Here is a 24,696-nt window from a genome sequence, read left to right as displayed (position 1 = left end):
CCTTTTTTTATTTTTAAAGTTATTAACAAAATTAGATTCTTGATTTTCCTTTGCCAGAAAAATCAGAGTTAGAAAAGAAACATTGTTTCTTAAATATCCTTACTCTTTAACACCACCGATAGTCAAACCTTTTACAAAGTAGCGTTGGAAGAATGGGTAGAGGATCGCAATCGGAACAGTCGCAACTACGACCATAGCCATACGACCTGTTTCTTTTGGTAGGGCAACTGCAAGCTGTCCTGACATACCAACTGACTTAGCAATGTAATCCATGTTGTTTTGAATTTGCATAAGCAAATATTGCAATGGATACAAGTTATCACTCTTGATGTAAAGAAGGGCGTTAAACCAGTCATTCCAGAATCCAAGCGCTGTCAATAGTGTAATCGTTGCGATACCTGGTAATGACAGTGGCAAACAGATTTGGAAGAAGATACGAGCTTCACTAGCTCCATCGATACGAGCTGATTCGAGGATTGCTTCTGGGATGGTTTTCTTGAAGAAAGAACGCATCAACATGATGTTGAATGGTGATAGAAGCATTGGAACAATCAAGGCCCAAATAGTATCACCAAGGTGAAGCAATTGAGTCACCACGATATAGCCTGGTACCAAACCAGCATTGAACAACATACTAAGAAGAGCGAAGATTGTAAAGAATTTACGATACTTAAATGTTGAACGTGAGATGGCATAGGCGTAAGTTGTAGTGATAAAGACGTTTGTCAATGTACCGACAACTGTCACAAATACTGAGATAAAGAGCGCTTGTAAAATCTTATCTTTGAACTGAGCTAAAAACTCAAAACCATCTAATCCAAATTGTGATGGGAAGAAGCTATATCCATATTGAACGATACTCTTCTCATCTGTAATTGAGATAATGATGACAAAGATGAAAGGCAAGATACAAGAGAAGGCCAGCAAACCAGAAATGATACTAAAGAAGATATCTGCTTTCTTGCTGAAGGAGTGTATGCCAACATTATCAATTTTTTCTTTTTGAATTTTTTTTGCCATATGCTCCTCCTTTCTAGAATAGTGCTGAGTTAGGATCAACACGTCTTGCAAGTAAGTTTGATAGGATAACCAGAATCAAACCGACGACTGACTGATAGAGACCGGCTGCTGAAGCCATACCGATGTCTGCTGTCTGTGTCAAACCATTAAAGACATAGACGTCCAATACGTTTGTTACGCTATAGAGCTGACCAGCGTTGTGAGGGATTTGATAGAAGAGACCGAAGTCTGCACGGAAGATGTTTCCGACTGCAAGGATGGTCAATACTGTCACAAGTGGTGTCAACTGAGGGATGGTTACGTTGCGAATACGTTGCCATTTGCTAGCACCGTCCACTGTCGCTGCTTCGTAGTAAGTTGGGTCAATACCCATGATTGTAGCGTAGTACATAACACTACTGTATCCGAAGCCTTTCCAGATACCTAGGAAAAGGAGGAGGTAAGGCCAGATACTGATGTCTGCGTAGAAGTTAATCCCTTTCATTCCGAGAGCTTCTAAGGTGTGATTGATAAGCCCTTTATCGATATTTAGGAAAGCATCTGTAAAGAAACTGATGATAACCCAAGATAGGAAGTACGGGAATAACATAGAAGTTTGGTAGATTTTAACCATTTGCTTAGAGCGAAGTTCACTAAGGATAATGGCAATCCCAACCGATACGATCAAACCAATAAAGATAAATCCAAGGTTGTAAAGGACAGTATTTCGAGTGATGACAAAGGCATCTTTTGAACTAAATAAGAATCTGAAGTTATCTAGTCCAACCCATTTACTATTTATAATACTGTGGACGAATCCTTCACCAGTCATATGGTAGTCTTTGAAGGCAACCACATTTCCAAATACTGGGATGTAGAAGAATAAGATCAACCAAAGTGTCCCTGGTAAAACCATTAAGAGAAATATCCAATTATCTCTCAAAGTTTTTGAAAACTTGTTCATAATTTCCTCCCTTTTTATTTTTCTAAAACTTGATAATCTCACAATTTTTAGACTTGATAACGTTTACAAAAATAGTATACTCTTATTTTAAGGATAGTTTAAACTACTAATTATAGAAAAAACTCCACAAATTATTTTATGTGGAGAACTTTTTTTATAATAAGAAGTATGTTTCACGAGAAACTTTCTTCCTGAATAGAGTTTTTCTAGGTTGTATAAATGGTCGAAGCTGTCGCAATAGTATGCCACTGGTTGGCTGTCGTTGCTGCGAAGTCCTTGTCTGCGTAAAAGTCAGTAAATGGAAGAATTTCGACTTCTAATTCTTCGATGCGGTCAATTTGACCAGCCAAATAAGCCTCGATACGACTTTCTGCTCGCTTAATGCGTTGCAAGAGTCCGCCCATACGAATGTCAACTGTATCCAATCCAAAGACCTTGTTTTCTTTCAACCATTGGTGGCTAAAGAGCTTGTGGAAGGTTTCAATCTGGCTTCTAAGTTTTGGCAATTCTTCCCTAGCAATTTGTTGCAAGCTCTCTTTATCATCCACTTGATAAGCCTCACGGATGCGTCGTCCTACATCCACTTTACTGCTTAAAATCTGGTTCAACTGGGCCTGAGTTTCGAAAAGATAAGCGTAGGTACCTGCTTTTTCTTTGATAGAAGCAAGAGTCACAGCTGCCTGGGCAAAGTGCGGTTTGTCTTGTTCAGGTGTCATGTGCTTATCAAGAATTGGGCAGAGAATATCTTGATAGAAGACATAGCGGTTGGGGTTGATACCATGTATATTACCTGGTAGGTCTGGCAAGAGGTTAGCCAAGTCAAGCTGCATAAAGTCCTCAACGGATAGACCTACATTGGTATTGAAGTGAGCTGACAAATACTCTAAATCATTGCGGTAGCTGAGTTCCGCCCAGATTTGTAAACTTGGTAGAATAGAGAACTGGGCTGTTTCACCACCATTATCTCCCCAACCAGTCACAATGACTTCTTTGATCTGATTGGCACGGCAGGCTTTATTAGCTTCCACAGCGATGAGACGGCTGAAATGGTTATGAGGTGTAAAGCCAATCCATTTCCAAGCACCACCTGCAAAGGCGATATCCTGACTAATCTTATGGTGATTACGGAAGTTTCGGTTGTATTTTTCCTCGCTATCTTGATAATAATCCCAGTAAACCAAGGTCACACGGTCTTTGAGACGGTCAAGGTAAACACGCGTTTCTTCTGGAATTTCCACCTCACGGTCGTACTGGCCATCTGCTGACATGAGCTTGAAGAACATATCGCTCCACATCTGGCAGTGGAAACCGTACTTGTCTGCAATATCCAGCACGCGCTCTAAGTGTTGGCACATAAGGAGACTACGATCCACAATACCGTTCAAGATGAGGTAGCGTCCCAAACCAACCAAGTGGGCCTCATCCATCCCGATATTGACCTTGCGAGTTTGTAGTTTAGATAACGTCGCAAACATACCGTCAATCAGGTCGTAGACTTTTTCTTCACCGATGAGGAGAATGTCTTCTACATCGCGGAGTTGCTGCACTTCCTTGACACCCCATTTGACAAAGGCTGACAAGTGGGCCAAGGTCTGGATACATGGGACAAAGGTCATGTCAAACTGTTGGGCGTATGCTTCGATTTCCTGTAAATCTTCAGCTGAGTATGCTCCACGGAAATAGCCAAAGTATGGTTGCCCCTCAATCTGATAGGTATCTTCCATGTAGAGCTCAAAGGTTGAGTAGCCCATGAGAGCCAAGACTTCAATCATCTGTTTGGCAGATGCGACATTGAGCACGGCATTGCGCGAACAGTCCGCCATATAGGCTAAATCTTCATAGGCCGCCTGCTCTTCAATCTCTACCTTGTCCCCTTCTGCTAAAGCTGTTGCTAGCACAGATAAAGCACGGTAGAGTTGATGAGGTTTACGGTAGGTCAGTTGATACTGCCCATTCTCACCCTTGATAGAGATGGAGGCTTGGTCAGACTGAGCGACTGCCACTTCTACATCTGGTAGAGAAATGTGATTTTTTAATACTTCGATAGCTTGGACTTGCTTGGGACTAAGTCCTGTAAATCTTACCATTGGTTTTCCTCCTGTAACCAGTTGACAAGGGCACCGTAGAGATTGGCATCTGCGTGATAGGTGCAAGCTTGAATGACTGGAGCAATTGTATATTCTTCATAAGTTTCGACAAAAGTATCTACTGCTTTTTGCACACCCTTAATAAAATCAGGGTTTTGACTGATAGAGCCACCTAGGCTAATGACATCTGGGTCGATTAGGTACTGGATATTGAGCAGGCCTTGAGCTAGGTTGCGATTCATACGCTCAATAGCTTCTTGGCAGAGGGCATTTCCTGCCGCAGCCTCTTGGTACACCTTGCGGCCATCCCAGTCAGACTGACCTGATTTTTCAATCACATAGCGAACCATATTTCCTGTAGAAGCTAGTAGCGACCAGTTGTTGAGTTTTTCTGCTGGTTCGATGGTTGTCATGTAGCCAAACTCACCACCCAAACCATGACGACCACGGTGTAGCTTGCCATTGATGATCATAGCCCCACCGATTCCTGTACCAATCACGACACAGGCTGCATTTTCAATCTCAGGATGAACTAGTAATTCACTCAGTCCAACGCAGTTGGCATCATTTTCTAGATGGACAGGTAGCTTATAATGAGCAAGGGCCTCATACCATGAAAAACCATGGATGTAAGGAATGGCGCTAATCCCCTCAATCACTCCTGTTTCTTGATTAACTGCACCTGGCACACTCATAGCAATCCCACGATAGTCTTGCTCTGACAAACGTTGGTCCAACCAAGCTAGCAACTCTTCCAGAGTCTCTGGAGTTGGTGTGCTCGCCTTATCTAAAATCTTTCCATCAGGAGTTAGACTGGCAAACTTAATTCCAGTCCCTCCAATATCAATGGTTGCAAGGGTCATGGCTTTCACCTGTAAAAAGGAGCGAATCAGCAGTTGGTTCTTACTTTTTCGCTCCTCCTTTCTGTTTATGTTTTCTTTTTGAAATTAAATTTCTTCTTTTTGAATGAGTTCTGTACGAATTTCCTGTGGTGCCAATAGTCCTGAATGGACTGGGTATGGGCGTTCCAACAAGTCAAGAATGGTTTGTTGTTTGTCAGACACGCGAACATTTTCTTGACTCATATTGTAGTAACGAAGAACGTATCCTTCTTCATTTTCAGCAACTTTAAAGGCTGTTGGGCAGACTTGTGGCAAGTTCAGTGCTGCATGGTTGAAGAGACTACCTGTTGCAGCAACGCTACCTTCTTGTTTTGCAACTTGAAGAGCTGTAAATGGCACCTGGAAGGCTTTTGCACGACGGAAGGCCGAGAAGCGTTCCCCTGCTTGATGGCATTCTACTGCAAACTCAACTTCGATATCGCGCAAGCACTGGGCTTCTGGCGTTGGGAAGTAGCCCCAGTCACCTAGCTCACCTGAAGCACGGAGAAGGGTTACAGCCATGGTATCGTCTCCAAGGATTTCGTATTCGTTCAATCCTTTATTGGCTACAGTCACCCCTTTTACATCATCATACAAGCTAACAAAGGCTTGTTGGTGTTGTGGATTTTCAGGATTTTCCCAAGAAGCTGCTGGTTTATTTGGTCTTGTCACAACTTCATAGATGCTTTCAGAATCATTACTTGGGCGAGTGTTGTGAGTTTTGACCAAGAGACGGATGCGGTGGTCTTTGGCTGTATTGGTAAAGCGAGTTTTGAAACGAATCTGTGGATTGTCCACAAAGACAGTCATCTCTGTTTCGAGAGGAATGGTTATCAACTCTTCTGAACGACCTGCATCTCGTTTCATGAACTCGATGATTCCTCTTTGTTCAGCATCCAATTTTTCATCTGCGCTGACTGGGATAGTCAAGTCATGCTTGAGCAAGACCTTAGCATAGCGAGCATTGTTTTCTAGAACTTCATAACCTTTCAGTTGAGCGTAGATTGGCTCAGTTCCTTTCGGCTGGAAGTAAATGTACTCGTTACCAATATCTCCACGGTCCTCGAATTGGATGAAATCTTCGTAAGCTTCGTTAGTAGTCTTGTCGTAGACTGTAATTCCTTGGTCTACACTAACAGTCACAAATGGTGTATCAATGACTCCATTTTGGTAAATACCATCACGGTGATTTACTTGACCTTCAACCAATTGGAAGCTTGCCCAAGAAAGCGGAGCAAGGTGAACTGGGATTGTCACGCGCACTTGACGTGCAATATATGGTTGGCGGAATTTATCCTTAGGTAAAGTATAACCAAAACTTGCTCCCAAGTCTTCAATCTTGGCTTCAAGGACATGGCCATCCAAATCTTCAACATGGTAGTCTGGCAAGGTCACAGCTGCCATCTTCTTATAGCCTTCTGTTGGATGCAATTCTTTGAAATCACAAGTCACAACATCCACTACAACACTGACTGTATCAACCTTGTCATGTAAAGCTGTGTTGACAACGGTAAAGAGGTGATCACTTTGCGCTTCCTGAGTTGCTATTTTATGTTTCCACTCATTGAGAAGGTTACTCTTAACAAAATTCCCGACTTGATTAACCTTTGCAAAACGAGTTTCCATTTCACGGTGAACTTCGTCAATACTGCATCCACAGATACTATCGTGTGGGGCATTCTGCAAGAGCGTTTTCCAAGCATAGGTTAATTGATCCTTGTGGTTGTGTCCACCAGTAATGATGGTCAAAGGTTCTACTACTTGCTCCAACAAATTGCTGTTTTCTTGAAAGGCTTGTTTGAGATAAATACGTGAAGAAGAGGTGTTAGCAAGAGTGTACCAACCATCCGTTTCCTGGCTAGTCAACTCACCTGTAACAGTTGACAGGTGTTCAGGAAGTGCACTTTCCACTGCTTGAACATATTCATCAAAGGAGCTATGGATAAAGGTCACGTCTGGGAAGAGTTCGTTTGCCACACGAATAGCTTCACTCAAGTTTCGTTGAACTGGTTGGTGGTCACATCCGTTCATCATCAACCATTGGTTAGTAGAAGCATAGTCACGTACGTCTGCCAATTTTTGTTTCCAGAAAGTCAAAGCTTCGTCTTTATCTACTGGAATTTCGTTCCCGTTACTGTACCAGTTAGCAAAGAGAATACCGAGTACACGGCTACCATCCGCACCTTGCCAGTACATTTCAGAAAATTGAGAGGTGAACTGCTCATCTTCGAGGACTTGGTTGTCAAAGCCGATCGGTTTGACACCACGACCAAAGGCTGCTACGTGAATACCTGATTTTTGAAGAATTTGAGGAGCTTGCCCCATATTTCCAAAGGTATCTGGGAAGTAACCAATCTGAGTAGATTTGCCCCATTTAGCACATTCGGCTTGACCAATCAAGGTATTGCGGACATTGGCTTCACTTGAAATCAGGTAGTCATCCTGCAAGATGTAAAAAGGACCAATCTTGAGCTTGCCTTCGTCGATATAACGCTGCACCTTGTCACGGTTTTCAGGGCGAATTTCTAAGTAGTCATCAAGGACGATGGTTTGGCCATCCAAGTGGAAACTTTTGAATTCAGGGTCATTTTCAAAAAGATCAAACAGATTGTCAAAAAGTTCCACCAATTGCATCCGGTGACTTTCAAACGGTAAATACCACTCACGATCCCAGTGACTGTGAGAGATGATATGTACAACAACATTTTCCATGAGTAAAACCTCATTCTAACTTAAATTTAAAAATATATTTGTGATTCTGTACAAGAATCTGTCGAGCGAAAGCTCATTAGCGAATATCTAGGTAATCCAAGACCAATTCGCAGAACATCATGTTGGCCCATGAGAACCATTCGCGTGAGTAGAGAGTCGGATCATCTACGTGGAAGCTTTCGTGCATGACACCTGTTCCACCATCGCAGGCAACCAACTGATCTAGCAAGAACTTCTTCTCTGCCTTATCCGTCGTTGTCAATCCTTGGATAGATAGAGCAATCGGCCAGATATAGCGGTAGAAGGTATGTGAACTTCCGAGTCCGCTTGCGTATTCCCCTTGGTAGAAATATGGATTTTCAGGGCTAAGAATGGTACGACGAGTTGCTTGATACACTTCATCGTTGACATTACAATAGCCCAGATACGGTGTAGCTAGCAAACTTGGTACGTTTGGATCATCCATGATACTAGCATTTCCTAAACCGTCTACCTCAAAGGCATAAATCTTTTCACCTTTGCTGTTTGTGGTATAGGCATAGTTTTCGATTCCTTCTTGAATCTCAGTCTGTAGGCGTTTAGCATCAGTAATAATGCTCTCACTATCGGCTAGATTCAATGTTGCAAAGATTTCTTGGACATAACCCAAGACAACTACTGCAAACATATTCGAAGGAATCAAATAGCTATACTGACAGCAGTCATCACTTGGACGAAAGGCTGACCAGGTCATTCCTGTTACGGCAAAGTCAGGACCAAAACCATCATTTACCAGAGTATCTTCCTTACGATCGGTATCACGAACAAAACGATAAGGAGAGTTCTTGTGGTCTTGTTCTACCGTCCACAGATGAAGAATTTCCTTGGTCGCTGCGACAAAAGTTTCATCAAATTGACTAGTCTCGCCAGTCTCTTTCCAGAGGAGATAAGCCAACTGCAAGGGGTAGCAAAGCGAATCCACTTCATACTTGCGCTCCCAAATCCAGCCATCGAGGTCTGTATGGTCTGTCTCGTGGTGCCCCTTCCAGTTCTCTTCAATGTTGAAGGAGTTGGCATAGGGATCCTTGAGAATCAAAGTCATCTGGCGTTTGACCAAACCTGCAATGGTTTGACGCAAACGAGGGTCTCTTTTAGCCACATGGAGGTAAGGTCTCAGCTGAGCAGTTGAATCACGGAGCCACATAGCTGGGATATCCCCAGTTAGTACAAAAGTTGAGCCGTCTTCTAAGATTTCAACTGTATTGTCCAAGGTGTCTGTGTAGCAACGTTCAAAGACATCAACCCACTCAGGATGCTCCTTGGCACGCTCTGCTACCTCATCTAGCCACTCTCTGACAATTTCTTTTGAATAAACCATAAACTATTTTGCCTCTTTCAAACAGATTTTCATTTTCAGTATATAGCTTTTAGTCCAGAAAATATATACACAAATGTTAGTCATTATTCTACAAAATTGTTATATTTTGAAGTCGCTTTCTAAAAGTCTCCTTTTTCTGTTATAATGTAGAAAACTACTGAAGGAATTACTATGAAACCTATACTTGAAACCATTGATACGCGTTTTGGAACAGCCAGTAAACACGCTTTTTCGCGAGGAAACACCCTACCCTACACAGGTGTTCCTTTTGGCATGAATTACTTTGTACCCCAGACTAGTGACCAGGAAGGATCATGGTTTTTTGACCCCCATCTTCCTATCTTTCAGGGTATCCGACTAACCCACCAGCCTAGCCCTTGGATTGGTGATTACTCCTGGCTCTTACTGACACCAGTTACAGGAGAAATTAGCGGCGACACTCTCTTTCATCGTCAATCTTCTTATAATCTTGAACGTGCTATTTTTAATCCTCATTTTCTAAAGATTTTTTCTGAGCGTTATCAGATTGAAATGCAACTAAGTCCTACTTGCTATGGAGCTTCTATTCATCTTAGACAGATACAAGGAAAAGCCCTCTCCCTCTATCTTCACGCAGCAGATGAACTGACAGTTGAACAAGTCGATCAGCGAACTCTGGCCCTGAGACAAGAAGGTGAAACCGAAACCAATAAAAGTCCCCTCGTCATGTATACTGCTCTCGCATTTTCTGTAGAAATCCTTTCTATTACGCAAGAGGGGCAAGACTGGCGTATTGACTTGGCTGGAGCGGAAGTTCAAGTTCAACTGGCAACTTCTTTTATTTCCAAAGAACAGGCCCTCTTTAATCTTCCTAAACAGGATTTTGAAGAAACAAAACAAGACGCCAAGACAAATTGGGAAGTTCTTCTAGGCCGTTTTGATATCGTAGAAACTGGGTCAGTAGACCAAGCATTTTTTGATCATTGTCTTTATAGACTCTTTCTATTTCCTCAAACCTTCTACGAGGTAACTGAGCAGGGCGAAAGCATCCATATGGACCTCGCTTCAGGAACAGTTAAACCAGGTCTTCTCTTTACCAACAATGGTTTTTGGGATACTTTCCGCACTTCATTCCCACTCTTCGCCTTGATTATTCCAGAGCACTATCGTCAGTTTCTCGAAGGCTTCCTCAATAGCTATCGTGATACTGGATACCTCCCTAAGTGGCTGGCTCCTGACGAACGAGGCATGATGCCTGGCACCTTAATCGATGGTCTTATTGCAGATAGCGCCTGCAAAAACATGGCACCTGAACTTGAGGAGGAATTTCTCAAAGCCATGATTGAAACTGCGACCAAGGCAGATCCAAAAGCTATCAACGGACGACATGGCCTGTCCCAATATCAAGAACTTGGCTACCTATCCACAGATTATCATGAAAGTGTCAGCCATACCCTAGACTATGCTTACAGTGATTTTTGTATCTCTACTTGCGCAGCAAAATTAGGTCAAGAAGAGCTGGCTCAAATCTATGCTCACTATTCTATGAATTATCAAAATCTATTTGACCCTGAAACAGGCTACATGAGGGCGCGTGATGTAGATGGCAACTTCCGTCCTGACTTTTCTCCTTATAGTTGGGGCCGTGATTATGCTGAGTGTTCAGCCATCCAAGCCAGTCTCGGTGTCTTACACGATATTTCTGGACTTAGTCAACTAATGGGTGGAAAAGAAGCCTTTAGCAACTATCTCTTAAAATCTTGTCAAAGTCTCCCACTCTTTGAAACGACGGGTTATGGATATGAAATTCACGAGATGAGCGAAATGGCAACTGCACCTTTTGGTCAACTAGCCATTTCAAACCAACCAAGTTTCCATATCCCTTATCTGTTCCGCTACAGTAATTATCCCCAATATACCAGTCTCTTAATCAAGACTCTCCGTCAAAAAGCCTTTCGAGCTGGCTGGGATGCTTATCCAGGAGATGAGGATAACGGCAGTTTATCGGCTTGGTATGTCTGGTCCACTCTTGGGCTTTACCCAACCTGCCCAGGAAAAGCAAGCTATGATCTTGGGATTCCGCTCTTTGATCACCTTCGTGTCTATCTTGCAGAAAAAGACCAGTGGTTGGATATTCACGCGCATCAAAATCATGAATACTTCTATTTTGTAAAAGACTGCCGACTGGATGAAAAAGAAGTTCAGAGTATTGGTCACCAGGATTTGCTAAACGCCCAAAATCTCAACTTTACCCTCAACTGGTTACCAAATCACTAATAGTTCAAATCCCTTTGTCATGTACAAGGGGATTTTCTGATTTATACCAAATCCTCCACAAAGTTATCCACAGATTGTGTATAACTTTCAATCAACTTTCAAATCAATTTCATGTACTTCCAAACGATTTCTCTCAACCATTTTTTTGACATCCTAAACTAAAACACCCTCAATATTCTGTCCTATCAGTCTTTATAACTGACTAGCTTAGTACTCAACTCATACATTCTATCTCTTTTTTCTAAACTAACATTTGGAAAACAATTGTTTATTTCACAAAGTTATCCACAGATTGTGTATAACTTTTACTCAAGTACAAACTCCATCTGATAAATCCCCCCTACATTTTTTATAGGAAATTTCGAATTTTGTTAGGCGCTTTCAAAAAAACATGATATACTGAAATTAATAGAAAAGGAGACATTATGAAAAAAGATCAACACCAACTTAATTGGCTGATGGTTTCTCTGATTGCCTTCAACATGGTTTGGGGGCTAGGAAACGTCGTCAACAACTATTCTCAACAGGGAATTTCAGTCGTCGTATCTTGGATTTTGATCCTCGCACTCTACTTTATCCCCTATTCCCTCATCGTTGGACAACTAGGTTCTACCTTTAAGGAAAGCGGAAGCGGTGTTAGTGACTGGGTTGAAAAAACATCAACCAAACGTTTAGCCTACTTTGCTGCTTGGACCTACTGGGTTGTGCATATCCCGTATCTCGCACAAAAACCTCAAGGGATCCTTATTCCGCTTGGTTGGGCCTTGCAAGGTAACGGACAATTTCTTAAACAAATCGACATCCACTGGATCGTTATTCTCTGCTTGCTAATCTTTGGACTTTTCCTCTACCTTTCTACAAAAGGATTGGCAACTCTAAAAGTCATTGGTAGCTTGGCAGGAAGTGCTATGTTGGTTATGTCTTTACTCTTTGTGCTTTTAGCTGTTGGTCTGCCTTTCATCAAGCCAGATATTCAGTTTGCGACACCACACATGGATCAACTGAGCACCTACATTCCAAACTTTGATTTTTCTTACTTTACAACAATTTCACTACTAGTCTTTGCAGTCGGTGGTTGTGAAAAAATTTCCCCATATGTTAATCAAACTCGCAACCCTGCAAAAGAATTTCCAAAGGGTATGATTATCATGGCCATCATGGTGGGGCTCTCTGCTATCCTCGGATCAGTTGCCATGGGAATGCTATTTGATGGCAATAACATCCCTGAAGACCTCATGCGTAATGGTGCTTATCAAGCCTTCCAAATGTTAGGAAATTCTTGGGGAGTTGGAAACCTCTTTGTCGTGATCTACGCTCTTACAAACATGGTCGGACAAATCGCTGCGCTTGCCTTCTCTATTGACGCACCATTGCAAATCCTTCTCAATAACGCTGATGAAAACTACATCCCAAACTGGCTTCGCAAACGTACTGAAAAAGGTGTCCTCATTAACGGCTACCTTCTTACAGGTATCCTCGTTAGCCTTATCATCATCCTTCCAATTTTTGGTATTCAGGAAATTGACGGACTTGTAAAATGGATGACCAACCTCAATTCTATCGTAATGCCAATGCGTTACCTCTGGGTATTCCTTGCCTACATGATGCTTAATCGTGCTTGGAAGACATACAAAAATGCCGAATACAAGTTTGTGAATAATCCTAAGCTTGGCTTTATTATCGGTACTTGGTGCTTCCTCTTTACTGCCTTTGCTTGTATCCTTGGTATGGTTCCAAAAATTAACTACGCTGAGAATCCAACTGCTTGGCAATTCTCTCTTCTTACAAATATCTTGACCCCAATTATTCTGATTGGATTAGGTGTGATTCTACCAGTACTTGCCAAAAAAGAACAAAAGAAACAACTCAAGTAAGTCTACTACTAGCTAGATTAAATCGCTTTTATCTTTTCTTGCAAAATTTTCTCAGCAAAAATCCCCTTAAACGTTACTGTTCAAGGGGATTTCTTTTTGTTTAATAGTCTATTTTCTACTTGGCTTCATACCAAGTTACACCTTCATTTTCATCAGCAATGAGGGGCACACTGAGTTGAATGGCATCTTCCATGGTTTGTTTGACGAGTTTTTTGATGGCAGCTAATTCTGACTTAGGAACTTCAAGAACGATTTCATCGTGTACTTGTAGAAGCATCTTAGTCTGATAACCACCTGCAACCAAGGCTTTATCTAGCTGAATCATAGCGATTTTGAGAATATCTGCAGCTGATCCTTGGATAGGTGAGTTGATGGCTGTACGTTCCGCAAAACCACGAATGTTAAAGTTGCGCGAATTGATATCTGGCAACTCACGGCGACGTTTGAAGAGGGTCTCTACATAACCCTTATCACGCGCTTCACGTACCACTTCATCCATGTAGTTTTTGATTCCCGGGAAGCGTTCAAAGTAGGTATCAATGTAAGCCTTAGCCTCTTTACGACTGATGCCCAGATTATTCGATAAACCAAAGTCTGAAATTCCGTAGACCACTCCAAAGTTTACAGCCTTGGCATTGCGACGGTCATTCGGAGTCACATCCTCAGGACATTTAATTCCAAAGACCCGCATGGCTGTTGAGGTATGGATGTCAGCTCCCTCTTGGAAGGCCTTAATCAAGTGCTCATCTTTAGAAATATGGGCCAAAACTCGTAGCTCAATCTGTGAATAGTCCGAGCTGAGAAGGACACTGTCCTCCCATTCTGGCACAAAAGCCTTACGAATGAGGCGCCCTTGTTCCAAACGAACAGGGATATTTTGCAAATTTGGATCGACACTAGACAGACGACCTGTCTGAGTCAAATCTTGCACATAGCGCGTGTGAATCTTGCCATCAGCTAAAATCCAGTCCTGCAAACCAATCACATAAGTGGATTGAATCTTAGCAATCTGACGGTAATCGAGAATTTTCTTGACGATTGGTGCAATAGGAGCTAGACGCTCCAATACATCCACGGCTGTCGAGTAGCCCGTCTTGGTCTTCTTGGTATATTCGAGAGGGAGACCTAGTTTTTCAAAAAGAAGGACACCCAACTGTTTAGGTGAATTGATATTAAATTCCTCACCTGCTAGGTCATAAATCTCTTGCGTCAGCTTTTCAATGACAAGCTCATTTTCATCTTGCATCTCAAGAAGTGTTTCTTTTTTGACCTTAATCCCAGCGATTTCCATCTTAGCAAGAACAAAGGCCAAAGGTTGCTCCATGTCATAAAGGAGGTCTAATTGTTCGTTTTCACTTAATTTTTCAAGCAATAAAGGCTCCGTCTCAACCAATACAGCAACCTTTCGAGCTAAGTGTTCCAAGAATTTCTCTCGCTCAGGAATAGCTTTTTTGACACCTTTACCGTAGAAGGTTTCATCATCGACTAGGTAAGTTTGACCATAGAGACTAGCAATAGTTGAAATTTCATTATTCTCGACAGTAGAGAGAAGGTATTTGGCCAAACGACTGTCAAAAGCAGGAGCCTGCAAGTCCAAACCAAAGCGATTTAAGAGAACTTTTGCTTTCTTAAAGTCGTATACTTTCAGAGGTGTTTTTTCTAGAAAATCCTTGAAAATTGGGTCTTGCAAAAGTTCAAGATTGTCTGTGGCGTAGAGCTTGTCTCCGCACGACCAGGCAAAACCAATCAAGTCATCTGTATGGTAGTTTTCTCCAAAGAGTTCAAAGTGGAAGATGGAGTCCGCACTTAGCATATCTTGACTAACTTGGTCAACAATAGTAAAGTCCAAACTCTCAGCCACATCAGCTGATGATGCATTTAAAGCCTGCTTGAGTTGTTTGAAGCCCATCTCATCGTAGAATTTCCCAAGATTTTCCACATCTGGACCGCTATAAACCAAATCATCCAGTCCAATCTCAATCGGTGCTTTCGTATCAATCGTTGCCAATGTTTTAGACAGAAAGGCTTGCTCCTTATCATTGATGAGATTTTCCTTCATCTTAGAAGCCTTCATCCCATCGATATTTTCATAAATACCTTCGAGCGAGCCATGTTCTAACAAAAGCTTGATACCAGTCTTTTCACCAATCTTAGTTACACCAGGGATATTATCTGACTTATCTCCCATGAGGGCTTTAAGATCAATGAACTGAGCTGGTGTGATGCCCATCTTTTCCATGAGATATTCTGGTGTAAATGCCTCAAACTCAGCTACACCTTTCTTAGAAATCTCAACTACTGTATGTTCATCTGTCAACTGGATCAAGTCCTTGTCTCCACTGACGATAGTTACATCAAATGAATCCTTTTCAGCCAAACGACCCAAGGTACCAATGATATCATCCGCCTCATACTGGGCTAACTCATAATGACGAATCCCAAGATGATCTAGCAACTCACGAATAAAAGGGAATTGCTCGCGAAACTCATCCGGAGTCTTAGCACGACCACCCTTATAATCAGCATACATCTCTGTACGGAAAGTCGTTTTACCCGCATCAAAAGCAACCAAGATATGACTCGGTTGGACGCGTTCCAATAGGTGATTTAGCATCAAATGAAAACCGTAGATTGCATTGGTATGTAGTCCATTGTCATTTTTAAAACGATCCAGTTGCTGGTAAAGTGCAAAAAATGCTCGGAAAGCAACTGAAGAACCGTCAATCAGTAATAATTTTTTCTTGTCCATACACCCATTATAAAGGAAAGCAGGGAAAAATACCATTAGGAAGAGCCCAAATGCTGAATAACACTTATGAGGCTGGTTTTTCTACTCGAACTCCATCAGCATCAACTTGAAATCCATCGATAGTCGTATTTACTGCCAATTCTCCAGATGCATTTACATAATAATGTTTTCCTGAAACCTGGAACCACTGACTGGTTTTCATAGCTCCAGAACTTTCCAGATAATACCAAATGCCCTTATCCTTTAACCAACCTGTCTGCATTTCACCAGATGACTTCAGATAATACCAATTCGAACCTTCTTTTAACCAACCTGTCGTCATTCTACCATCAACTTGCAAATGATACCAGTTCCCATTAATCTTCTTCCAACCGACTGCTTTTTGACCATTGTCATAGTAGTACCAACTTGTTCCCTCTTTTTCCCAACCATTTTTAGAACTACTTGTTTTAGTTAAGGGGATATAACGTCTGTTTCCACTTCGTGAAATATAACTAATCCATTTATATCCTTCTTTTTCAAAGGTTTGATCATAATGAACACTCATTCCAGCTTCGTAGTAATCGATAACGGTAGATGTCAATGATGGCTGATCCATAATAGCTGATTTTTCTGTGAAGTGATGAGTTCCACTGAAAGCTAGTAGAGACTGATGAGGCCCTACACTAGCATTCCCAACATCTTTAAAGTGAATAAAACCAGTCATAGAACTCGCCTTTACAATTCTACGATGATACGTTTCTGTATAATCGTAATTGTACTCCTCGATTTCAATCATGTCTCCAATCACGTTAGATACCCAAGCTACGTGACCATATTGCCCTCTTGTACTCCAAGCAATCGCACCAATTGCTGGTTGCTGGTCCACACGATAGCCTTCTTTTTGGGCTCGATAACCCCATTGATTGGCATTCCCATAAGCAGCTGGTAGCTCAAAACCATTGACGCTACTTAAACGAAAAGCAGCAAAAGAGGTACACTGTCCTGAGTACATGCGCCACTTATCAATTTTTTGACTTCCATTTTTATAATAATAGGGATAATCATCTCCACGTGCCTGTGATCCATTGTTTGCCTGGTTGGCATGAACAGTTCCTCCACCAAACAAAAAAGCTCCTGCTAGTAATAGTGAAGCTGATCCTACAGCTGTCTTTCTGAGAAAAGTTCCCTTTTTATGTCCTACTTTAGTAAATGTCATTCATTCTCCTTCAAATAATTATATTTTTGAGGTTGACCTCATCTATATCATTCGAAAGAAAATAAAAAAAAGTGAGAAACTTCCCACTTTCATGATTAGCCTTAATCCAAATAATGAATCAAGTTCTTTTCTGTTAAAATATCTGAATAGGTGAAAGATTCAACATAGACATTAGCCTGTTTGTCTCCTTCAACATTTCCAAACTCAACGATGAAGAGCGATGGATAAACCTCAATTAGTTTTCCTAAACGATTTTTTTGGCGTTTACGACCATTTTCTAAGGTCATTTCCACCACTTGTCCCTCATGCGCCTTAATTTCTTCTTTGATTTTTTTCATTTTAGCCACATCTGTAAATGCGTCTGTCATCTTGGTTCCTCCATCTTCGAAATACTTGAAAATTTATTATATTCTTTTTGGAAAATCAATTCTACCGTTCCGCGAGCACCGCTACGGTTTTTCTCGATAATCACTTCTACTTTATTATTTGGAATTCCTTCCTCCTCTTCACCACCGCGCTCATAATAGTCATCACGATAAAGAAAGGCTACAATATCAGCATCCTGCTCAATAGATCCAGATTCACGAATATCAGACAAAACTGGTCTCTTATCTTGACGTTGCTCTACACCACGAGAAAGCTGACTGAGAGCTATAACTGGAACTTTGAGTTCTTTTGCTAGGATTTTCAACTGACGGGAAATCTCAGATACTTCTTGTTGACGATTTTCTCGACCAGTCCCTGTGATCAGCTGAAGATAGTCAATCAAAATCAAGCCTAGATTACCTGTTTCTTGAGCTAGTTTACGGGAACGAGAGCGAATTTCTGTGATCCGAATCCCTGGTGTATCATCAATGTAGATACTTGCATTAGCCAGATTACCCTGAGCAATCGTATACTTGCGCCATTCTTCCTCAGTCAATTGACCTGTACGGATAGAATGCGACTCTACCAACCCTTCCGCAGCCAGCATACGATCGACCAAACTTTCAGCACCCATTTCCAGAGAGAAAATAGCAACTGTCTTGTCTAGTTTGGTTCCGATATTTTGCGCAATATTCAAAGCAAAGGCTGTCTTACCAACCGCAGGACGAGCTGCCAAAATAATCAATTCTTCCTCATGCAGACCTGTCGTCATGTGATCTAAATCTCGATAACCTGTCGCAATACCCGTGATATCTGAAGTCTGTTGCGAACGAGCTTCTAAATTCCCAAAGTTGATATTCAATACATCGCGAATATTTTTAAAGCCATTTCGATTGGCATTCTCACTAACGTCAATCAAGCCTTTTTCTGCACGAGCAATAATTTCGTCAGCAGGTTGAGAAGCTTCATAGGCTAGGTTTACAGACTCTGTCAACTTAGCAATTAGACGTCTAAGCATAGCCTTTTCTGCTACAATTTTAGCATAGTATTCCGCATTGGCAGAGGTTGGCACCGAATTGACAATCTCAACCAGATAAGACAAGCCTCCGATAGTTTGTAAATCACCCTGGCTATCTAGTATCGTCCGAACTGTGGTTGCGTCAATAGCATCTCCACGATCAGACAAATCAACCATAGCTTGAAAAATCAAACGGTGAGCATACTTAAAGAAGTCCTGTGAATCGATATATTCTCGGACAAAAACGAGTTTAGTCTCATCAATAAAAATGGCTCCTAAAACAGATTGTTCTGCCAGGATATCTTGAGGCTGAACACGCAGTTCTTCAACTTCTGCCATCAGACTTTCCTTCCTTTTACAATATTGTCAACCAATCGTAAATTAAGCTTCCTTGACACGAAGATTGATTACACTTGTTACATCTTGATAAATCTTAACCGGAACATCAATCAAACCAACTGCTCGGATTGGTGATTGAACTTGAATGTGGCGTTTATCAATTTTAATACCAAATTGTTTTTGCAATTCTTCTGCAATCTTCTTGTTAGTAATTGACCCAAAAGTTCGTCCGTCTGGACCAACTTTTTCGACAAACTCAACGATTGTTTCTTCTGCTTCCAGTTTTGCTTTAATTTCCTTCGCTTCTGCAAGCATCTCTGCATGTGCTTTTTCTTCTGATTTTTGCTTACCACGCAACTCACCAATGGCTTGAGCTGTAGCTTCCTTAGCAAGGTTTTTCTTAATTAAAAAGTTTTGTGCATATCCAGTTGGCACTTCCTTAATTTCACCTTTTTTCCCTTTACCTTTAACATCTGCTAAAAAGATTACTTTCATTCTTCTGACTCCTTTTCTTTTGTTTCATTAAAAATAACTGTTTTCAGTTTATCTCCTGCTTCTTGCAGGCTCATATCTGTCAAACGTGCCGCAGCTAAGTTAAAGTGACCACCGCCACCTAACTCTTCCATAATTCGCTGGACATTGATCTTACTTCTGCTTCGCGCAGAAATGGAGATTGCTCCTTGACTATTCTTAGCAACTACAAAGCTGGCCTCTATACCAGACATGGCAAGCATAGCATCAGCAGCCTTACTAATAACAACCGTATCGTACTCTTTATCCTCCAAAGCTTGAGCAACCAGGATTGATGGCTGTACCATTTGCCCCTGCAAAATGAGTTCATTTACCAATCGATATTCTTCAAAATCAGTGGCCGAAATTTCCTGAATGACAATGCTATCACTCCCTCTCGTTCTGAGATAACTTGCAACATCAAAAGTTCGACTAGTTACCCGAGAGGTGAAATTTTTAGTATCCAACATCATTCCCCCCATAAGAACACTAGCCTGAATGCGACTCAAACGTTTCTTATTAGAGTTTTGAAATTGAATCAACTCCGTAACCAGCTCGCTGGCACTGCTAGCACCGCTCTCAATATAGGTAATGACCGCATTATCTGGAAAATCTTGGTCCCGACGGTGATGGTCAATAACAATCGTCTGGGTAAACAAGTCATAAAACTCTTTGGATAGGGTTAAAGCTGTCTTGGAATGGTCAACCATCACAAGCAAAGAACGTTTGGTAACCATTGTCATAGCCTGTCCTAAAGGAAGAAGTTTTGAAACACCCTCCTCTTCCAAATAGTTGATAGCTCGAGCAATGTCTGGAGACATCTGTGTAGGATCATAAACCACATAACTATCTTCTAGAACATTACTCGAAAACAACTGCATCCCAACCGCTGAGCCAAGAGCATCCATATCCAGATTCTTATGACCAACAACAAAAACTCGATCAACACTTTTAAGTTTGTCTGAGATAGCTGTCATCATGGCACGAGTTCGTGTCCGAGTTCGTTTAACAGATGCTGCTGAACCGCCTCCAAAGTAGATTGGATTTTTGGTTTCATCATTCTCTTTTACAACTACTTGGTCACCACCACGAACTTCGGCTAAGTTGAGATTGAGGAGAGCAACCTTCCCAATCTGGTCATGATTCCCATCACCATAGGAAACTCCTATACTCATCGTTAGTGGTAAATTCCGTTGCTTAGCTTCCTCACGAAAGGTATCAATTACAGAAAACTTATCCTGCATCAAGTGATCAAGTACAGTGTAGTCAGTAAATAGATAAAACCGATCCATACTCACTCTACGAGAAAACATGGCATGTTTCCCAGCAAATTCTGAAACAAAATTTGCAACAAAGCTATTAATATGACTAATGTCTGATTCAGACGTTTCATTTTCCAAATCATCATAGTTATCAACTGAGATAATCCCGATTACCGGTCTACTTGTCACAAGCTCAGCAGTCGCCTCATACTCACCAGAAACATCAAAAAAGTATAAGACACCTGAATTTCTATCTAAATGCACTGCATAACGTTTCTCCCCAATAATGGCATAAGCCCCTGGAGTAGAAATCGAACTCTTTAAAATCTTTTGAAATTGAGGAAAATCAATTTCTCCATCCTCAGTTGTTAAAATTAATTCCGCATAGGGATTGAACCATTCAATCTCACTGCTGTTCATGTTTAATTTAACAACTCCGACAGGCATTTGCTCTAGGAGGGCACTCAAACTGTCCGTAGCCTGATGATTGACATACTGGATTTGCTCGATATCCGTTTTTTTGTAATATTTTTTCTGGAAATTAAATAGCAGAACATAGAATACGATAAATAAAAATAGACTTGCTATAGTGATCAGATTATCCTTTACTAACACAATCAAAATGGTCATAATCGTAAAGGTTACTATAGCAATCAGATACATAAAAAAGGGATTTATTTCATTTTTTTTCATTACAAACCTCTTGCGCATTATTATACCATAAATGTAGCCAAAATGCGACTTTTAAAGAGGAAACACTATTTTCAAATAATAGTAAAACATCCAAACTAAAAAGTGGTTTACACTAGTGTAAACCACTTTCAAAGACTAATTTTTTTGATTATTTAACTTCTAGAAGACCAATATCTCCATCTTCACGACGATAAATAACATTTGTTGTTTCATCTTCAACATCTACATAGATAAAGAAATCATGTCCCAATAAATCCATCTGTAAGATAGCTTCTTCCAAATCCATTGGTTTCAAATCAATTTGTTTTGAACGAACAACTTTTGGTTGTGATACATCTAAGTCCTCAACTAAAACATCTGTAAAGAGTTGACTTGTAGATACTTTATTTCTGTTCTTACGTTCAATTTTAGTTTTGTTTTTACGAATCTGACGCTCAATCTTATCTGTCACCAAATCAATAGAGCCGTACATATCTTGAGAAATATCTTCTGCACGAAGAGTAATAGATCCAAGCGGAATAGTTACTTCTACTTTAGCAGTCTTTTCACGGTAAACTTTCAAGTTAACACGTGCATCCAATTCTTGGTCTGCTTGGAAGTATTTTTCGATCTTTTCGAGTTTAGAAACTACATAATCACGAATTGCTTCTGTTACTTCTAGGTTTTCACCACGGATACTATATTTAATCATATAAGTACCTTCTTTCTAAACATATTTGTTTTTCTAACTATATTATAACGCTTTCATATTTTTTTTGCAAACTTTTTCCTTATCTTGCGAGGGAAAAAGTTTTAATATTCTGACAACCAGCCTCTAATAGCATACTTTTAAGACGATTCAAGGTAGTTCCAGTTGTATAAATATCATCAAAGAGTAAGATATTTTCTGGGGGCTTCACGCCATCTTTCAATAAAAATGGAAACTCTGTAAGTAAACGATCAGATCGATTTTTTGAAGAACTAGCCTCCACTTCTTTTTTAACCAAAATATCCAGATATGTTAACCCTGTCTCCTTTATCAAACCTTCAACTTGATTAAATCCTCTGCTTTTTAAACGCTGGTAACTCAGAGGAACAATCACAATATGATAGTCCTTATACTTCTTTAACTCTTTTTGCAATATCTCAGAAAATATCTTTCTAAGAAGATAATCACCATCAAATTTATAGCGACTAAAATATTCTTTCATAGCCTGATTATAGGAATAAAGAGCCACATGATCAACCTTTACACCTTTTTTACACCAAAATTGACAATCTTGACAGATGATTGACATTCCTTTTTTAAAACAAGTAGGACAATGATTACCACCAATGCTCTCGAAAGACGAAATACAGGATTCACAAACTAGTTCCTCCTCCTTTTTAAAACAGAGCAGGTTAGTAAAAGTTATCTCTGTTTGCAAGCTTTTACCACACAATAAACACTTCATACTCCTGCCTCCTGATTCATTTGCTTAATCTCCTTTATGGCTTTCTTAATGGACAGATTGAATCCGTCATGGAAAAATATCAGTTCTCCAGTAGGACGATCCATGCTTCTTCCAACTCGCCCACCAATTTGTACTAAACTTGACTTGGTAAAGAGTTGATGATTGGCTTCCACCACAAAAACATCTACACGAGGGAAGGTAACTCCACGCTCTAATATAGTTGTGCTTATTAATATCGTTAACTCTCCATCTCGAAAGGCCTGTACCTGCTCTAATCGGTCTTCCGTAATTGAGGATACAAAGCCTATTTTCTCATTCGGAAACTTCTCCTGCAAAATTTCTTTTAACTTTTCTCCCTTTTTAATCTCAGAGGCAAAGATTAGTAAGGGATAGGCCGTCTTTCTCTGTTTCTCAATGTAAAGTTTTAATTTTGGAGGTAAGTCATTTTTTTCTAAATATCTATTAAAATGCGATAACCAGATTGGCTTGGGAACAATGAGAGGATTTCCATGAAAACGACGAGGTAAACTAAGACGCTTTAACTCCCCTTGTTTAACTTTTCTATCTAACTCGTCAGTTGACGTTGCTGTTAAAAATATTCTCAATCCATTTTCCTTTACACAATTGTTGACAGCATGGTAAAGTACTGGGTTATCAACATAAGGAAAGGCGTCCACTTCATCCACAATCAATAAATCAAAAGCTTGATAAAATTTTAATAGTTGGTGAGTGGTTGCTACAACTAAAGGTGTACGAAAATAGGGATCTGACTCCCCATGTAGTAGCGCAATCTCACATGCAAAATCATTTTGTAATCGTTTATGGAGCTCTAGGCAAACATCAATTCGTGGACTGGCCAAACAAACAGCTCCACCTTGATCAATCACCTTGGCAACAACTTGGTAGATCATCTCAGTCTTACCAGCTCCTGTCACTGCATGTACCAAGGTAGCCTCCCTCTTATCTACCGCCTGAAGGAGTCCTTGTGATACCCGCTCTTGAAATGGAGTCAGTTGACCTGACCATTTTAGTACATCTTGCTGTGGAAACCTTTCTTGCGGAAAATAATAGAGATTTTGATCACTTCTTATTCGCTTCATAATCAAGCATTCTCGGCAATAAAAAGCACCAATAGGCAAATGCCATTCTTCTTCTATCTGACTACCACAACGCTGACAATATTGTTGACCCTTTTCTTTTTTCATGGATGGAATTTGTTTTGCTTGTTGTCTCTCCTCATGACTTAATTCTTGCTCGGTAAAAAGGCGACCGAGATAATTTGGATTTACTTTCATATTTCTTTATTCGTAAAATGTAGAACTTTACGCTATTTTTTAGTACAATAAAAATATGGAATACAGAACTATAAAAGAGGACGGACAAGTCCAAGAAGAAATCAAAAAATCACGCTTTATCTGTCATGCCAAACGTGTCTATAGTGAGGAAGAGGCTCGTGATTTTATCACAACTATTAAAAAAGAACACTATAAAGCTACCCACAACTGCTCTGCTTTTATTGTCGGTGAGCGTAGTGAAATCAAGCGAACTAGTGATGATGGAGAACCTAGTGGGACTGCTGGCGTTCCTATGCTAGGAGTTCTGGAGAATCACAACCTTACTAATGTCTGTGTTGTAGTTACTCGTTATTTTGGTGGTATCAAACTAGGGGCTGGTGGTTTGATTCGCGCTTATGCTGGTAGTGTTGCCCTAGCAGTTAAGGAAATTGGCATTATTGAAATCAAAGAGCAAGCAGGGATACAGATTCACATGACCTATGCCCAGTATCAAGAATATGGGAATTTTCTTAAAGAGCATAATCTCATAGAATTAGAGACAAACTTTACAGATCAAGTTGACACTATGATTTTCATTGATAAAGAAAAGAAAGACGGTATCAAGGCTGATCTCATTGAATTTTTCAATGGAAAAGTTACTCTAACCGACAAAGGTTTACGTGAAGTTGAAGCACCTGTAAACCTATCGTAAAGAAAGGAAATA

The 24,696-nt window shown here is 40.6% G+C and carries 18 protein-coding genes; 3 read left to right on the top strand and 15 right to left on the bottom strand.

The genetic code is table 11. From position 1 onward, the window contains the following. Positions 1–99 precede the first annotated feature (99 nt). The 6 genes from HMPREF1116_RS06840 to HMPREF1116_RS06815 form a co-directional block, all read right to left on the bottom strand. The gene (locus HMPREF1116_RS06840) at positions 100–1,020 is read right to left on the bottom strand and encodes a carbohydrate ABC transporter permease (RefSeq protein ID WP_001074703.1); all 921 of its coding nucleotides are present in this window, start codon (positions 1,018–1,020) and stop codon (positions 100–102) included. 13 nt (positions 1,021–1,033) lie between these two features. Next, positions 1,034–1,963, bottom strand: coding sequence for an ABC transporter permease (locus HMPREF1116_RS06835; RefSeq protein ID WP_001032156.1), 930 nt, complete (start codon positions 1,961–1,963; stop codon positions 1,034–1,036). 206 nt (positions 1,964–2,169) lie between these two features. Continuing rightward, on the bottom strand, positions 2,170–4,050 hold the full coding sequence (locus HMPREF1116_RS06830) for a family 20 glycosylhydrolase (RefSeq protein WP_000251423.1): 1,881 nt from the start codon (positions 4,048–4,050) through the stop codon (positions 2,170–2,172). Next, positions 4,044–4,913, bottom strand: a complete 870-nt coding sequence (locus tag HMPREF1116_RS06825) for an ROK family protein (protein ID WP_000170996.1) — start codon at positions 4,911–4,913, stop codon at positions 4,044–4,046. The genes HMPREF1116_RS06830 and HMPREF1116_RS06825 overlap by 7 nt, the downstream gene beginning before the upstream one ends. 84 nt (positions 4,914–4,997) lie before the next feature. Then, the gene (locus HMPREF1116_RS06820) at positions 4,998–7,643 is read right to left on the bottom strand and encodes an alpha-mannosidase (protein WP_000432730.1); all 2,646 of its coding nucleotides are present in this window, start codon (positions 7,641–7,643) and stop codon (positions 4,998–5,000) included. A 76-nt stretch (positions 7,644–7,719) separates the two neighbouring features. Continuing rightward, the gene (locus tag HMPREF1116_RS06815; RefSeq protein WP_000263079.1) at positions 7,720–9,000 is read right to left on the bottom strand and encodes a glycoside hydrolase family 125 protein; all 1,281 of its coding nucleotides are present in this window, start codon (positions 8,998–9,000) and stop codon (positions 7,720–7,722) included. Positions 9,001–9,171: 171 nt separating this feature from the next. Here HMPREF1116_RS06815 and HMPREF1116_RS06810 point away from each other — a divergent pair, with 171 nt between their 5' ends. Together HMPREF1116_RS06810 and HMPREF1116_RS06805 are read left to right on the top strand one after the other, a co-directional pair. Beyond that, entirely contained in the window at positions 9,172–11,256 is a 2,085-nt protein-coding gene (locus tag HMPREF1116_RS06810; protein WP_000802621.1) for a GH92 family glycosyl hydrolase, read from the top strand. A 425-nt stretch (positions 11,257–11,681) separates the two neighbouring features. After that, positions 11,682–13,130: an APC family permease gene (locus tag HMPREF1116_RS06805; protein WP_000711032.1), complete on the top strand. Its 1,449-nt coding sequence runs from the start codon at positions 11,682–11,684 to the stop codon at positions 13,128–13,130. Between the two features lie 115 nt (positions 13,131–13,245). On the opposite strand, the gene polA is transcribed toward HMPREF1116_RS06805, so the two are convergent. From polA to HMPREF1116_RS06760, 9 genes are all read right to left on the bottom strand, one after another. After that, positions 13,246–15,879 (bottom strand): DNA polymerase I, encoded by a 2,634-nt coding sequence (polA, locus tag HMPREF1116_RS06800; protein ID WP_000358449.1) that lies wholly within the window; start codon positions 15,877–15,879, stop codon positions 13,246–13,248. Positions 15,880–15,943: 64 nt separating this feature from the next. Next, positions 15,944–17,077, bottom strand: coding sequence for an SH3 domain-containing protein (locus HMPREF1116_RS06795; protein ID WP_000144693.1), 1,134 nt, complete (start codon positions 17,075–17,077; stop codon positions 15,944–15,946). Between the two features lie 101 nt (positions 17,078–17,178). Beyond that, positions 17,179–17,445, bottom strand: a complete 267-nt coding sequence (locus HMPREF1116_RS06790; RefSeq protein WP_000128621.1) for a Veg family protein — start codon at positions 17,443–17,445, stop codon at positions 17,179–17,181. Further along, entirely contained in the window at positions 17,442–18,800 is a 1,359-nt protein-coding gene (dnaB, locus tag HMPREF1116_RS06785) for a replicative DNA helicase (RefSeq protein WP_000852500.1), read from the bottom strand. The genes HMPREF1116_RS06790 and dnaB overlap by 4 nt, the downstream gene beginning before the upstream one ends. Positions 18,801–18,842: 42 nt before the next feature. Continuing rightward, positions 18,843–19,295 (bottom strand): 50S ribosomal protein L9, encoded by a 453-nt coding sequence (gene rplI / locus HMPREF1116_RS06780; protein ID WP_000864204.1) that lies wholly within the window; start codon positions 19,293–19,295, stop codon positions 18,843–18,845. Beyond that, positions 19,292–21,265: a DHH family phosphoesterase gene (locus tag HMPREF1116_RS06775; RefSeq protein WP_000739181.1), complete on the bottom strand. Its 1,974-nt coding sequence runs from the start codon at positions 21,263–21,265 to the stop codon at positions 19,292–19,294. Before HMPREF1116_RS06775 ends, rplI begins: the two co-directional genes overlap by 4 nt. A 148-nt stretch (positions 21,266–21,413) precedes the next feature. Beyond that, positions 21,414–21,956 (bottom strand): ribosome hibernation-promoting factor, HPF/YfiA family, encoded by a 543-nt coding sequence (gene hpf, locus HMPREF1116_RS06770; RefSeq protein WP_000599097.1) that lies wholly within the window; start codon positions 21,954–21,956, stop codon positions 21,414–21,416. Between the two features lie 79 nt (positions 21,957–22,035). Then, positions 22,036–22,698, bottom strand: coding sequence for a ComF family protein (locus HMPREF1116_RS06765; RefSeq protein ID WP_000649950.1), 663 nt, complete (start codon positions 22,696–22,698; stop codon positions 22,036–22,038). Then, the gene (locus HMPREF1116_RS06760) at positions 22,695–23,993 is read right to left on the bottom strand and encodes a DEAD/DEAH box helicase (RefSeq protein WP_000867727.1); all 1,299 of its coding nucleotides are present in this window, start codon (positions 23,991–23,993) and stop codon (positions 22,695–22,697) included. The genes HMPREF1116_RS06765 and HMPREF1116_RS06760 overlap by 4 nt, the downstream gene beginning before the upstream one ends. Before the next feature lie 55 nt (positions 23,994–24,048). On the opposite strand from HMPREF1116_RS06760, the gene HMPREF1116_RS06755 reads away from it, so the two are divergent. Beyond that, entirely contained in the window at positions 24,049–24,684 is a 636-nt protein-coding gene (locus HMPREF1116_RS06755; protein WP_000456747.1) for a YigZ family protein, read from the top strand. Positions 24,685–24,696: the final 12 nt, after the last annotated feature.

It is taken from the genome of Streptococcus sp. SK140 (genome assembly GCF_000259525.1).
Lineage (GTDB): Bacteria > Bacillota > Bacilli > Lactobacillales > Streptococcaceae > Streptococcus.
This window is presented reverse-complemented; position numbering and strand designations above follow the sequence as displayed.

Bases quoted from the DNA above. Each gene is read 5' to 3' on its own strand.
- rplI (WP_000864204.1), bottom strand. From the start codon at position 19,295: ATGAAAGTAATCTTTTTAGCAGATGTTAAAGGTAAAGGGAAAAAAGGT.
- polA (WP_000358449.1), bottom strand. From the start codon at position 15,879: ATGGACAAGAAAAAATTATTACTGATTGACGGTTCTTCAGTTGCTTTC.
- HMPREF1116_RS06795 (WP_000144693.1), bottom strand. From the start codon at position 17,077: ATGACATTTACTAAAGTAGGACATAAAAAGGGAACTTTTCTCAGAAAG.
- HMPREF1116_RS06835 (WP_001032156.1), bottom strand. From the start codon at position 1,963: ATGAACAAGTTTTCAAAAACTTTGAGAGATAATTGGATATTTCTCTTA.
- HMPREF1116_RS06820 (WP_000432730.1), bottom strand. From the start codon at position 7,643: ATGGAAAATGTTGTTGTACATATCATCTCTCACAGTCACTGGGATCGT.
- hpf (WP_000599097.1), bottom strand. From the start codon at position 21,956: ATGATTAAATATAGTATCCGTGGTGAAAACCTAGAAGTAACAGAAGCA.
- HMPREF1116_RS06830 (WP_000251423.1), bottom strand. From the start codon at position 4,050: ATGGTAAGATTTACAGGACTTAGTCCCAAGCAAGTCCAAGCTATCGAA.
- HMPREF1116_RS06775 (WP_000739181.1), bottom strand. From the start codon at position 21,265: ATGAAAAAAAATGAAATAAATCCCTTTTTTATGTATCTGATTGCTATA.
- dnaB (WP_000852500.1), bottom strand. From the start codon at position 18,800: ATGGCAGAAGTTGAAGAACTGCGTGTTCAGCCTCAAGATATCCTGGCA.
- HMPREF1116_RS06765 (WP_000649950.1), bottom strand. From the start codon at position 22,698: ATGAAGTGTTTATTGTGTGGTAAAAGCTTGCAAACAGAGATAACTTTT.
- HMPREF1116_RS06825 (WP_000170996.1), bottom strand. From the start codon at position 4,913: ATGACCCTTGCAACCATTGATATTGGAGGGACTGGAATTAAGTTTGCC.
- HMPREF1116_RS06815 (WP_000263079.1), bottom strand. From the start codon at position 9,000: ATGGTTTATTCAAAAGAAATTGTCAGAGAGTGGCTAGATGAGGTAGCA.
- HMPREF1116_RS06790 (WP_000128621.1), bottom strand. From the start codon at position 17,445: ATGACAGACGCATTTACAGATGTGGCTAAAATGAAAAAAATCAAAGAA.
- HMPREF1116_RS06755 (WP_000456747.1), top strand. From the start codon at position 24,049: ATGGAATACAGAACTATAAAAGAGGACGGACAAGTCCAAGAAGAAATC.
- HMPREF1116_RS06810 (WP_000802621.1), top strand. From the start codon at position 9,172: ATGAAACCTATACTTGAAACCATTGATACGCGTTTTGGAACAGCCAGT.
- HMPREF1116_RS06760 (WP_000867727.1), bottom strand. From the start codon at position 23,993: ATGAAAGTAAATCCAAATTATCTCGGTCGCCTTTTTACCGAGCAAGAA.
- HMPREF1116_RS06840 (WP_001074703.1), bottom strand. From the start codon at position 1,020: ATGGCAAAAAAAATTCAAAAAGAAAAAATTGATAATGTTGGCATACAC.
- HMPREF1116_RS06805 (WP_000711032.1), top strand. From the start codon at position 11,682: ATGAAAAAAGATCAACACCAACTTAATTGGCTGATGGTTTCTCTGATT.